Origin of the sequence: Pseudomonas eutrophicaquae (assembly GCF_023544715.1) — a bacterium.
Lineage (GTDB): Bacteria > Pseudomonadota > Gammaproteobacteria > Pseudomonadales > Pseudomonadaceae > Geopseudomonas.
Window position 1 is genome coordinate 117363 of record NZ_JAMJEZ010000008.1, and the last position, 11204, is coordinate 128566.

Consider the following 11204-nt stretch of genomic DNA (forward strand, 5'->3'; position numbering starts at 1 on the left):
TCATGTCCGTATCCTCGCGTCTCGCCCGTTCCTTGCGCCGCCGTGCCTGCTGGGTTTTGCTGGCCCTGTGCGGCGGGCTGGCACCGCTGGCCCAGGCGGAGCGGGTGGCGGATCTGGCTGACTTTGCCGGCGTGCGGGAGAACGTGTTGGTCGGCTACGGGCTGGTGATCGGCCTGGATGGCACCGGCGATCAGACCATGCAGGCGCCCTTTACCGGGCAGGGCCTGACCAACATGCTCTCGCAGTTGGGCATTACCGTACCGCCCGGCACCAACATGCAGCTGCGCAATATCGCCGCGGTGATGGTCACTGCGCGCCTGCCGGCCTTTGCCCGGCCGGGGCAGAATCTGGATGTGGTGGTTTCCTCGGTGGGGAATGCGCGCAGCCTGCGCGGCGGCACCCTGCTGATGACCCCGCTCAAGGGCGTGGATGGCGAAACCTATGCGCTGGCCCAGGGCAACCTGCTGGTCGGCGGTGCCGGGGCTGAGGCGGGGGGCTCCAGCGTGCAGATCAACCAGCAGGCCGGCGGGCGGATTGCGCGTGGCGCGATCATCGAGCGTGGCGTACCGCTGCAGCTGGGCGCGGCCGATGGCAGCCTGGAGCTGCTGCTGCGCCAACCGGACTTTGCCACCGCGCAGCGGATGGTCGCGGCGATCAACCGCGAGTTCGGGCGTCCAGTCGCTGCGGCCCGTGACGGCGGCTTGCTGGTGCTGCGCGGGCCGCAGAGTGACAACGAGCGGGTCAATTTTCTCGCCCGTGTCGAGAACGTCGAGGTATTGCCGGGTACGGTGCGCCCACGGGTGATCTTCAACTCGCGCACCGGTGCGGTGGTGCTCAACGGCGCGGTGACCCTGCAACGTGCCGCGGTAGCGCACGGTAACCTATCGATCGTCATCGACAACGAGCCGCAGGTCTCCCAGCCGCAGCCCTTTGGTGGTGGGGAGACGGTAGTGACGGATCGCGCGAACATTTCCGTGCAGCAGCAGGGCACGGCGCTGCGCATGATCGAGGGTGGTGCTGATCTGGTCGAGGTGGTCAAGGCGCTCAACGCGCTGGGAGCGACCCCGCAGGATCTGATGTCGATCCTTGAAGCCCTCAAGGCCGCTGGTGCGCTGCGCGCTGAACTGGAGATCATCTGATGAGCATGGACAGCCTGTCCGGCCGCCTGGCCTTTGATGTACAGGGGCTGCAGCGTCTGCAGCAGTCGGCGCGCAGTCCGCAGGATGATCAGGCGCTGCGCGAGGCCAGTCGCCAGTTCGAGGCGATGTTCCTGCACAGCATGCTCAAGAGCATGCGCGCCGCCATCCCCCAGTCCGGGCTGCTGGACAGCAGCCAGCAGCAGTTCTACACCGAGCTGCTCGATCAGCAGCTGGCGCAGGAGCTGTCCGGGCAGGAGCTGTCCGGGCAGGGGCTGGGACTGGCGGAGCAATTGCTGGCGCAGCTGCAGCAGCAGCGCGACCTGGCGAACCAGATGCCCGATGAGAACGGCCTGATCGCCGGCATTCCCCAGGGTGTGGCGCGGCCGCTGTATGGTGCACTGCCGCTGCCGGAGGCTGCCGTATCGGCACAGGCGAGCGCGCCCGTGGCTACGCCGCCAGCGCCGCTGCGTCGTGAGCCGCCGCCGGCGCTGCAGCCGGCCACGCTGGCGAGCAGTGCGCCAGGCGAGCGCGTGCGTGGTGCTGACCATGTCCGCGCATTCGTCGAGCAGCTGGCGGCCCCGGCGCAGGCGGCCAGTCGCCGCAGCGGGGTGCCGGCTGAGCTGATCCTCGCCCAGGCAGCGCTGGAAACGGGCTGGGGGCGGCGGGAAATCGCCACCGCCGCAGGCGGCAACAGCCATAACCTGTTCGGTATCAAGGCAGGCAGCCAGTGGCGCGGCGCGACCACCGATGTGCTGACCACCGAATTCATCGATGGCCGCGCCGTCAAGCGGGTCGAGCGTTTTCGCGCTTATCCGTCCTACCAGGCGGCTTTCGATGACTATGCCCGCCTGATCGGCAGCAATCCCCGTTATGCCGGCGTGTTGAGCGCCGACAGCCCCGCCCAGGCCGCCCGTGCCCTGCAGCAGGGTGGCTACGCCACTGATCCGGCCTATGCCGACAAGCTGGTGGCGGTGATGGCCAGCATCGGACCGCTTTCTGCTCGCCCGCAGATCGCGCAGCTGGGTGATAATGCGGCCATTATGAACAACCGCCTCTGAGGCCGGGATGGCCGGTGCCTCAAGAATCCACCGGCTGTGCCGATACGCATCCACATGATGCATAGGGATACCGTCCATGAGCATTTTCTCCATCGGCGTCAGTGGCATGAACACCGCACAGCGGGCTCTTGCTGCCACCAGCAACAACATCGCCAACGTCTACACCCCGGGCTATAACCGCGAGGTGCCGCTGCTGTCGGAAAACCGCAGCGGCCCGGGCGTGAACGCGGCGGCGGTCGAGCGCCAGTTCGACCGCTTCATCGCCACCCAGCTGAACAGCTCGATCAGTACCAGCAGTGGCCTTGAGACCTACGCCCAGCAGATCAATCAGCTCGACAACCTGCTGGCCGACCGGGACGCCGGCCTTGCGCCGATGATGCAGAACTTCTTCGCTTCAGTGCAGAAGCTGGTGGCTGCGCCCTCTGACCCGGCAGCCCGTCAGGGGGTGCTCGGCACGGCCGATACCCTGACCGCCCAGTTCCGGGCCTTCGACAACTACCTGCAGAGCATGCGTACCAGCATCGACGGGCAGATCGAGACCGGCGTGCAGCAGATCAACACGCTGGCCGAGCAGCTGGCCGGCATCAATCGCGACATCAGCCTGGCGCGGGCCAAGACCAACGCCGAACCCAACACCCTGCTCAATCAGCGCGACCAGCTGGTCACTGATCTCAGCCGGCTGATCGATGTGCGGGTGATCGAGCAGGATGGCGCCAGCTACAACGTCACCATCGGCAACGGGATTGCCCTGGTGGCCGGCTCCGACAGCTTCAAGCTGCAGGCCATGCCCGCCGCCGCCGATCCGACCCGTACAGTGGTCGGCTACCGTGATGGCAGCGGCAACCTGTTCGAGCTGCGCGAAAGCAACTTCCGCGGGGGGGAGCTGGGCGGCGTCCTGGCGTTTCGCAGCGAAACCCTGGACAAGGTGCAGAACCAGCTCGGCCAGATTGCCGTGTCGCTGGCGGTGGGCTTCAACGAGCAGCACCAGCAGGGTTTTGATGCCAATGGCCTGCCGGGTCAGGCGATGTTCAAGCTGGCTGATCCGCAGGTGCCGGTATTTGGCAATGCACGCAATACCGGTACGGCAACCCTGAGTGCGACCTTCGACACAGCGAAGATCGACCAGCTGAGCAGTGCGGACTACGAGATCCGCTACAGCGGCGGCGAGTATACGGTGACACGTCTGGATACCGGCGTTGCATCCAAGGTCATGCCGGACGCGGAGGGCACGCTGAGCTTTGGCGGCCTGAACGTCACCGTCGCGGGTACATTGGGTGAAGGGGATCGCTTCCAGCTGCAGCCGCTGCGCCGCGCGGCGGGCTCGATCAGCAATATCATCACCAATCCCGGCAAGCTGGCCGCCGATGGCGGTAGTCTCGACGAGTCGACGGGGCTGCTGCAGCCGACCGGCCCCGGCAATAACGCCAATGCCCTGAAGCTGCTCAACCTGCAGAGCAGCAAGCTGGTCGGCGGCAGTGCCAGTCTCAGTGATGCCTATGCCGGGATCGTCGGTGATGTCGGCAACCGGACAGCGGTGGTCGAGGTCAACCTGACCTCCCAGCAGGGCCTGAGTACCCAGCTCAAGGCGCTGCAGCAGAGCGAATCCGGCGTCAACCTCGATGAGGAGGGCGCCAACCTGATGCGCTATCAGCGCTATTATCAGGCCAATGCCAAGGTGATCGAGATCGGCAGCAGCATCCTCGATACCCTGCTCAACCTGCGCTGATGGCTGAGGAGTTCACCATGCGGATCAGTACTGTCACCATCTTCGAGCAGAGCCTCAATGCCATGAGCCGCCAGCAGGGCGAATTCCTGCGGGTGGGGCAGCAGATTGCCAGCCGCCGGCGGGTACTCAACCCGTCCGATGACCCCCAGGCTGCTGCACGCGCGGTTGGCCTGCAGCAGTCGATCGCCACCAACCAGCAGTTCGCCGACGCCCGGATCAGCACCCGCAACGCGCTGAGCCAGGAGGAGAGCGTGCTCAACAGCATTGCCGATGCCATCACCAGCGCCAAGACCCGTCTGGTGCAGGCGGGCAACGATACCCTGAGCGATGCTGACCGCACCTCGATCGCCAGTGACCTGAAGGGGATCTATGAGGCGCTGGTCGGTCTGGGCAACTCGGCCGATGGCAATGGCCGTTACCTGTTCGCCGGTTACAAGGACAACAGCCCGCCGTTCGTCAAAAGTCCGGCAGGCAACATCGAGTACCAGGGTGATGAGGGCGTGATCGCCCAGCAGGTCGACAGCGCCCGGCAGATGCCCAGCAGCGACAACGGACGGCAGATCTTCCAGAGTGTGCACAGCGCATCCGGCTTTCTGGCCAGGGCGGCAGACGACAATGCGGGTACGCTGACCTTCAAGGGGCCGGCGGGCAGTGGCGCTGCGGGCTTTGAGCTGAGCTTTGCGGTGGATGCCAGCGGCGGCGTGACCTACAGCACGGATGGCGGTACCACCCATCAGCCCTATACGCCGGGCCAGACCGTCAGTGTCAATGGCCTGTCCCTGACCCTGGAAGGTATTCCGGCCGATGGTGATCGCCTCACGGTCAGCCGGGCGCAGGATGCCAAGCCTGACCTGTTCCGTACCCTCGAGGACATGATTGCCCGCCTCGACACGCCGGTCAGCAGTCCGGTCGATCAGGCGGCGCTGCGCAACACCTTGGCCACCTCGATGCGTGAGCTGGACAATGCGCTGGATAACGTACTGACCGTACGCGCCTCGGTCGGCTCGCGCCTCAATGAGCTGGACATGCTGGACAGCGTGGCGGGCAATCGCCTGCTTAATTACCAGCAGACCCTGTCCGAGCTGGTCGATCTGGACTACAACAAGGCGGTTTCCGAGTACGCCCTGCGCCAGGTCGGGCTGCAGGCCGCGCAGAAGGCCTTCCTCGACGTGCAGAACCTGTCGATCTTTGATCGCATGTAAAAGTGCCAGGCGGCGGCGGGCGAGCGTCTGTCGCCGCTCAGCCTGCCGCCATGCTCAGCAGCAGGCTCTGCAGGAACTGCAGGGTCTCGCTGAACAGCTTTTCCAGATAGCGGGCAAGATCGGTCATCAGCACCATCAGCAGCACCAGCCCCACGGTCAATGACAGCGGGAAGCCTACCGAGAACACTGTCAGCTGCGGTGCCGAACGGTTGAGGATCCCCATGGTCAGGTTGATGATCAGCAGTGAAGCAACCAGCGGCAGTGCCAGCAGCAGCCCGGCGCTGAAAATGGTCGCGCCATAGCGGGCCAGCATGTTCCAGGCATCCGGGTTGAAGCTGACCAGACCGATCGGCAGGCTCTGGAAGGTGCCCGCGAGGATCTCGATCACCATCAGGTGACCGTTGAAGGCGAGAAACATCAGCATGGCGATCATGTTGAAGTAGCGCGCCAGAATCATGGTGTTGCCGCCACTGTCCGGTGAGAAGAACGTGGCAAAGCCCAGACCCATCTGCAGGCCGATGATGTCACCGGCGACCTGCACCGCAGTGAAGGCCAGGCGCATCACCAGCCCCATCGCCAGCCCGATCAGCAGTTGCTCGATCATCACCCCCAGCCCGGCCCAGGAGACGATCGGTACCGCTGGCAGCGGTGGCAGGGTCGGGGCGACCACCAGCGTGAGCAGTACGCCCAGGCCGATCTTGGCCTGATTGGGAATGCTGCTGTGCCCAAGCACCGGGGCGGCAACCAGAAAGGCGGTGATGCGTACCAGCGGCCACAGGAAGGCGGCGACCCACAGTTGCAGCTGTGCGGAGCTGACCTCGATCACGGCGTCAGCCGAGCATGGCCGGCAGGTTGTTGAACAGCTCGCGGGTGAAGTCGACGATCTGCTGGATCATCATCGGCCCGGCAAAGATCAGCACCACGAACACCGCGAGAATCTTGGGGATGAACGAGAGGGTCATCTCGTTGATCTGGGTGGCGGCCTGGAACAGGCTGATCAACAGACCGACCAGGAGGGCGGTGAGCAGCAGCGGGGCAGCCAGCAGCAGGGTGACGCGCATGCCCTGGTAGGCGAGGTCCATGACCATTTCCGGTGTCATCGCGGTACTCCCCGGGCGCGCGCCCACTACAGGTAGAAGCTCTGGGCCAGCGAGCCGAGCAGCAGCTGCCAGCCATCGACCAGCACGAACAGCATCAGCTTGAAGGGCAGCGAGATGGTGGCCGGTGGCACCATCATCATCCCCAGCGCCATCAGTACGCTGGCGACCACCAGGTCGATGACCAGAAACGGAATGAAGATGGTGAAGCCGATCTGGAAGGCGGTCTTCAGCTCGCTGGTCACGAAGGCCGGCATCAGGACCTGCAATGGCACCTGCTCGGGGCCTTCCAGTTCCTCAAGGCCGGCCAGGCGGGCAAACAGCGCCAGATCCGGCTCGCGGGTCTGGGCCAGCATGAACTCGCGCAGCGGCTGACTGCCGGTCTCCAGGAACTGCTCGAAGTTGATCTCATCCCGCGAGAAGGGCTGCCAGGCACTTTCATGCACCTTGCTCAGCACCGGCGACATGATGAATAGGGTGAGAAACAGCGCCAGCCCCAGCAGCACCTGGTTGGGGGGCGCTGACTGGGTGCCCATGGCGGTACGCAGCAGGCTGAGCACGATGATGATGCGGGTGAAGCTGGTCATCATCAGCAGCAGCGCCGGCAGGAAGGCCATCGAGCTGAGCAGCAGCAGGGTCTGCAGGCTCAGCGACCACTGCTGGCTGCCATCGGCCAGCGCCTGGCTGGTGAAGGCCGGCAGGGTCTGCGCAAGGGCCAGCTGTGGCAACAACAGGCTGGCCAGCAACAACAGGCCACGGATCATGGGCGACCTCCGCTGAGGTTCTGCCGCAGTGCATCGGCCAGCCGGGTGGCAAAGGGCGGGGCGGGGGCGTCTGGCGCCTGCGCTGCATGCGGTGTCGGCGTGGCGTCCTCGGCGGGGGCGGGCAGCTCATGCAGGCGGCTGATCTGGGTCGGAGTGACGCCCAGCACCAGCCAGGTATCACGCACCTCGACCACCACTACCCGCTCGCGCGGGCCCAGCAACTGACTGCCGACGATCCGCAGGGGCTGACCACGCCCGAGGCGTGCCGTGTTCAGGCGCCGCAGCAGCCAGCTGCACAGCAGGATCAGTCCGATGACCAGCGCCAGGGCCAGCGCCGTCTTGCCCAGCACCGCCAGGCCGCTGAGGCTGTCGGCACCCGTGCCGAGGCTGCTGGCGGTGGCGGGGGGCACAGTGTTCATCGGACGCTCCTCGGCCGGGGGGATGGGGGCCGCTCGATCGACTCAGCGATTGAGCTTCTGCACCCGCTCGGAGGGGGTGATGATTTCGGTGATGCGGATGCCGTACTTGTCGTCGACCACCACCACCTCGCCCTGGGCGATCAGGTAGCCGTTGATCAGGATATCCATCGGCTCACCGGCCAGCCCCTCCAGCTCGACCACCGAGCCTTGGGCCAGCTCCAGCAGCTGCTTGATGGTGATGCGCGTGCGGCCCAGCTCCACGGTCAGCTTGACCGGGATGTTCATGATCATTTCCAGATCACGCATGGTGCCGTTCGGCGCGCCCTTGTCGAGCGGCTTGAACACGCTGTCGCTGGCCGGGGTGTGGGTGACCTGCGGGGCGGCTTCGGCCTGTTCAGCCAGGGCGGCAGCCCAGGGATCATCTTCCACGCTCGTGCTGCTGGCGCTGGTCTGTTCGGCCATGGCCGCGGCCCAGTCATCGTCCAGGGCTGGCTCGTCGGGCTTGTTCGGGTCAGTCATGCTTGGTTTCCTTGGGGGCGGGCGTTGAGCCCTTCACGAACTGGTCGGTCACGGCCTTGCGGCCGGCGGGGGCATGGTCGATCAGCTCGCGCACACGCAGGGCGCGCTGGCCGCTCTGGCTGCCGTATTCGCAGATCATCACCGGCACGCCATCCACCCGCCCGGTGACCAGCTCGGGCAGATCCAGGGGCAACACATCACCGACCTTGAGGGCCATGACCTCGCCGATGCTGCAGGGAATATCGACAAAGTCGGCGATCAGCTCGATCTGTGACTGGCGTAATTCGCCGGCCATCCGCGAGCTCCACTGGCGGTCTTCTTCCGAATTGCTGTCGTTGAGCGGGCCGTTGAGCAGGCTGCGCAGCGGTTCGATCATCGTGTAGGGCAGGACGATGTTGAAATCGCTGGTCAGGTTGCCGACTTCCAGATGGAAGGTGGTGTTGACCACGATGTCATTGGGCGAGCTGGTGATGTTGGCGAACTTGACCTGCATCTCCGAGCGCATGTAGTCGATTTCCAGCGGATACACCGACTTCCAAGCGCCCTGATAGGCATCGACCGCCAGCCCCAGCAGGCGGCGGATGATCCGCTGCTCGGTGTTGGTGAACTCGCGCCCCTCGGAGCGGGCGAGAAAGCGCCCGTCGCCACCGAACAGGTTGTCGACCACCATGAACACCAGGTTCGGTGGGAAGACCACCAGCGCGGTCCCGCGAAGCGGCTTCATGGCCAGCAGGTTGAGGTTGGTCGGCACCGGTACGTTGCGGGAGAAGTCGCTGTAACTCTGATAGCGCACGCTGTCCACGGTGATGTCCGCGCTGCGCCGGATCAGGTTGAACAGGCTCATGCGAAAGTAGCGGGCGAAGCGCTCGTTGATGATGTCGAGGGCGTGCAGACGCTCGCGGATCACCCGATGCTGGGTGACCGGGTTATAGGGGCGGACGCGGGGCTGGCCGGCGCTCTCGCCGGGCGCCGTGTCTTCCTCGCCACTGACGCCCTTGAGCAGGGCGTCGATCTCTTCCTGCGAGAGCAGTTCGTCTTGGGACATGGAGCTACTGCACGATGAAATCGGTGTAGAGGATGTTGACCACACCCAGCGGCGGCTGCGGCACGGCCAGCGGCGTCTGGAACAGGCCAAGGATCTGCGCGTTGAGGGCTTCCTTGCCGGCCGGCGTGATCAGCTCTTCGGCGGTCTGGGCGGCCATCAGCATCAGCAGGCGGCTGCGCAGTTGCGGCATGTTCTGGATCAGGAAGTCTTGGGTCTGCTTGTCCGCGACCTGCAGGGACAGACCGATGTAGAGCAGGCGCGGCTGACGGCGCTCGCTCTGCAGGTTGACGGTGAACGGCGAGACATCGACGAACAGCGGCGTGGCGGGCACCGCAGCAATCTGCTGGATGGGCTGCTGGGGAACGGGCTCACCGGCGGCTGCTGGGGCAGCGGCCTTCTGGCCCAGGAAAAAGTACATGCCACCGGCACTGCCGCCGGCCGCGACGATCGCGATGATCAGCGGCAGCAGCCAGCTGTTCTTCTTCTTTTCGGACGGTTCGGATTTGCTCATTGCGCGTGCCATGCTCGGAGGTGATCAGGATGCCCTACAGATTACCACGACAGACCCTACCCGCCAGCGCATGGATGCGCGGGGATGTGCGTTACCTGTGTGGCCGCCCAGTATTCGGCGGCGGCCGGCTCTGATCGATCAGGCGTAGAGGTCAATCCGCCCGTCCAGCGCGTTGAGGCGCTGACTGGCGCGGGCCATAGCCTGCTCAAGCAGTGGCTCCTCGCTGGGCTCGCGACCCGCGCTGCTTGTGGTTGCCGCCGTTTCAGCCGTTTGCCCGCTGGGCTGCTGATGCTGCTCGCCGACCGAGGTCTGCCCAAGGCTGATGCCCTGCTCGGCCAGTGCCTCGCGCAGCTGCGGCAGCGCCTGCTCGATCGCGCTGCGCACCTGGGGATGCGCCGAGAAGAACTGCAGGTGGGCGGCATTTTCACCGAGCTTGAGACTGATCGACAGCGGGCCCAGCTCAGCCGGGTTCAGGCGCAATTCGATCTGCTGGTCACCGCGTTGCTGCAAGGCCATCACTTGCTCGCCCAGCTGGCGCGGCCACTGTGGTGAGCCAAAGGGCGCAGCCAGGGTGGTGGCGCTGCTGGTGCTGCCGGGAGCAGTCGCCGCCGTAGCGTTGCCCGGGCTGGTCAAACCGGTGCCCATCAGCCCTTCACTGCGCGCGCTGCTGGCCTGGCTGGAGGCTGCATCTGCTGGCAGCGGCGGCGTATTGCCTTCGACACTGCCGCGTAAAGCGGTTTGCAGGGTAACGGTAGCCGGCTCCTCGGTAAGGGGCATCTCGAGGCTGTCGCCATCGAGGGCGACCGGCAATGAGGCCATGCTGGCCGGTGTCTGGGCAGGGGCTTTGATCTGGGTGACGCCCTGGCTTGTAGCCGGGCGTGCAGCCTGCAGTCCTGGGGTGCTGGCGACGGCGATGCTGGCTGTGCTGACGGGCAGCGTGGTTGCCGTATCGCTGACCTGTGTGTCGCCTGCAGCGCGGGTGATCGGTGTTGCTGCCGTCTGCAGCGCGGTTGGTACGCCATCTTCTGTTGTGCCGAGCAGCGGTGCGGTGGCAGGCAGCACCGCTGCCTCGCTGATCGCGGTGGCAGAGGAAGCCGTCACGGTGGCGGCGAGTGGTGTCAGGCTGGACTCTGGCTGCAGAAGGTTGGCTGCTGTGGCTGCGCTGCCGGGCAATACAATTGCCGCATCGCTGACCTGCATGGCGCCGGTAGCTCGGGTGATGGGCATCGCTACTGCCGTCTGTAGTGCGGTTAGTGCGCCATCTTCTGTCGTGCCGGGCAGCGGTGCTGTGGCAGGCAGTTCAGGTGCCTCGCCGATCGCGGTGACCGGGGAGGCCGCCACGGCGGTAGCGAGCGGCGGCGTGGTGAACTCAGAGCGCAGAGGGTTGGCTGCTACGGGCACGCTGCCGGGCAGTGGCGTGGCGGCAGGCAGTGCCGGTACCGCGCTGATTACTGCCGGCGTTGATGTCACCGTGGCGGGCACAGGCGCTGTCTCGCTGATGGCAGGCGCCGGCAGCGCACTCAGCAGTGCCAGCATGGCCATCGGGGCGTCTGCCGGCTGATCGAGCGAGGCCACTTCGTCGTCCTCTACGCTCACATCAGTTTCGTCAGCAGAATCACGCCGAGGCGCTGGCGTGTCACTGGCAGGCACCGTGGCGGGCACAGGCGCTGTCTCGCTGATGGCAGGCGCCGGCAGCGCACTCAGCAGTGCCAGCATGGCCATCG

The 11204-nt window shown here is 65.7% G+C and carries 12 protein-coding genes; 4 read left to right on the forward strand and 8 right to left on the reverse strand.

Annotated elements, in window-relative coordinates; translation table 11 throughout:
• Nucleotides 1-2: 2 nt before the first annotated feature.
• The 4 genes from MXC11_RS05870 (at nucleotide 3) to flgL (ending at nucleotide 5125) form a co-directional block, all read left to right on the forward strand.
• Nucleotides 3-1139, forward strand: a complete 1137-nt coding sequence (locus MXC11_RS05870; protein ID WP_250006490.1) for a flagellar basal body P-ring protein FlgI — start codon at nucleotides 3-5, stop codon at nucleotides 1137-1139.
• A complete protein-coding gene (gene flgJ, locus MXC11_RS05875; RefSeq protein ID WP_250006492.1) occupies nucleotides 1139-2197 on the forward strand; it encodes a flagellar assembly peptidoglycan hydrolase FlgJ in 1059 nt (352 codons plus the stop codon). The genes MXC11_RS05870 and flgJ overlap by 1 nt, the downstream gene beginning before the upstream one ends.
• A gap of 76 nt (nucleotides 2198-2273) precedes the next feature.
• The gene (gene flgK / locus MXC11_RS05880; protein ID WP_250006494.1) at nucleotides 2274-3923 is read left to right on the forward strand and encodes a flagellar hook-associated protein FlgK; all 1650 of its coding nucleotides are present in this window, start codon (nucleotides 2274-2276) and stop codon (nucleotides 3921-3923) included.
• 17 nt (nucleotides 3924-3940) lie between these two features.
• A complete protein-coding gene (flgL, locus tag MXC11_RS05885; RefSeq protein WP_250006496.1) occupies nucleotides 3941-5125 on the forward strand; it encodes a flagellar hook-associated protein FlgL in 1185 nt (394 codons plus the stop codon).
• A gap of 37 nt (nucleotides 5126-5162) precedes the next feature.
• Here flgL and fliR read toward each other — a convergent pair whose 3' ends face one another.
• The 8 genes from fliR to MXC11_RS05925 form a co-directional block, all read right to left on the reverse strand.
• Complete coding sequence (gene fliR / locus MXC11_RS05890; RefSeq protein WP_250006498.1) at nucleotides 5163-5951, reverse strand: flagellar biosynthetic protein FliR; 789 nt, start codon at nucleotides 5949-5951, stop codon at nucleotides 5163-5165.
• 4 nt (nucleotides 5952-5955) lie between these two features.
• Nucleotides 5956-6225, reverse strand: a complete 270-nt coding sequence (gene fliQ / locus MXC11_RS05895; protein ID WP_284060396.1) for a flagellar biosynthesis protein FliQ — start codon at nucleotides 6223-6225, stop codon at nucleotides 5956-5958.
• A 26-nt stretch (nucleotides 6226-6251) separates the two neighbouring features.
• On the reverse strand, nucleotides 6252-6986 hold the full coding sequence (gene fliP / locus MXC11_RS05900) for a flagellar type III secretion system pore protein FliP (protein ID WP_250006502.1): 735 nt from the start codon (nucleotides 6984-6986) through the stop codon (nucleotides 6252-6254).
• The gene (gene fliO / locus MXC11_RS05905) at nucleotides 6983-7405 is read right to left on the reverse strand and encodes a flagellar biosynthetic protein FliO (protein WP_250006504.1); all 423 of its coding nucleotides are present in this window, start codon (nucleotides 7403-7405) and stop codon (nucleotides 6983-6985) included. The genes fliP and fliO overlap by 4 nt, the downstream gene beginning before the upstream one ends.
• Before the next feature lie 42 nt (nucleotides 7406-7447).
• Nucleotides 7448-7924, reverse strand: a complete 477-nt coding sequence (gene fliN, locus MXC11_RS05910; RefSeq protein WP_349665496.1) for a flagellar motor switch protein FliN — start codon at nucleotides 7922-7924, stop codon at nucleotides 7448-7450.
• Nucleotides 7917-8969 (reverse strand): flagellar motor switch protein FliM, encoded by a 1053-nt coding sequence (gene fliM, locus MXC11_RS05915; RefSeq protein ID WP_250006506.1) that lies wholly within the window; start codon nucleotides 8967-8969, stop codon nucleotides 7917-7919. The genes fliN and fliM overlap by 8 nt, the downstream gene beginning before the upstream one ends.
• 4 nt (nucleotides 8970-8973) lie before the next feature.
• The gene (fliL, locus tag MXC11_RS05920) at nucleotides 8974-9480 is read right to left on the reverse strand and encodes a flagellar basal body-associated protein FliL (protein ID WP_250006508.1); all 507 of its coding nucleotides are present in this window, start codon (nucleotides 9478-9480) and stop codon (nucleotides 8974-8976) included.
• A 138-nt stretch (nucleotides 9481-9618) separates the two neighbouring features.
• A partial coding sequence (locus MXC11_RS05925; protein ID WP_250006510.1) for a flagellar hook-length control protein FliK occupies nucleotides 9619-11204 on the reverse strand: 1586 nt, incomplete at its 5' end.

Bases quoted from the DNA above. Each gene is read 5' to 3' on its own strand.
- fliL (WP_250006508.1), bottom strand. From the start codon at position 9,480: ATGAGCAAATCCGAACCGTCCGAAAAGAAGAAGAACAGCTGGCTGCTG.
- fliO (WP_250006504.1), bottom strand. From the start codon at position 7,405: ATGAACACTGTGCCCCCCGCCACCGCCAGCAGCCTCGGCACGGGTGCC.
- MXC11_RS05870 (WP_250006490.1), top strand. From the start codon at position 3: ATGTCCGTATCCTCGCGTCTCGCCCGTTCCTTGCGCCGCCGTGCCTGC.
- fliM (WP_250006506.1), bottom strand. From the start codon at position 8,969: ATGTCCCAAGACGAACTGCTCTCGCAGGAAGAGATCGACGCCCTGCTC.
- flgJ (WP_250006492.1), top strand. From the start codon at position 1,139: ATGAGCATGGACAGCCTGTCCGGCCGCCTGGCCTTTGATGTACAGGGG.
- flgL (WP_250006496.1), top strand. From the start codon at position 3,941: ATGCGGATCAGTACTGTCACCATCTTCGAGCAGAGCCTCAATGCCATG.
- flgK (WP_250006494.1), top strand. From the start codon at position 2,274: ATGAGCATTTTCTCCATCGGCGTCAGTGGCATGAACACCGCACAGCGG.
- fliP (WP_250006502.1), bottom strand. From the start codon at position 6,986: ATGATCCGTGGCCTGTTGTTGCTGGCCAGCCTGTTGTTGCCACAGCTG.
- fliQ (WP_284060396.1), bottom strand. From the start codon at position 6,225: ATGACACCGGAAATGGTCATGGACCTCGCCTACCAGGGCATGCGCGTC.
- fliN (WP_349665496.1), bottom strand. From the start codon at position 7,924: ATGACTGACCCGAACAAGCCCGACGAGCCAGCCCTGGACGATGACTGG.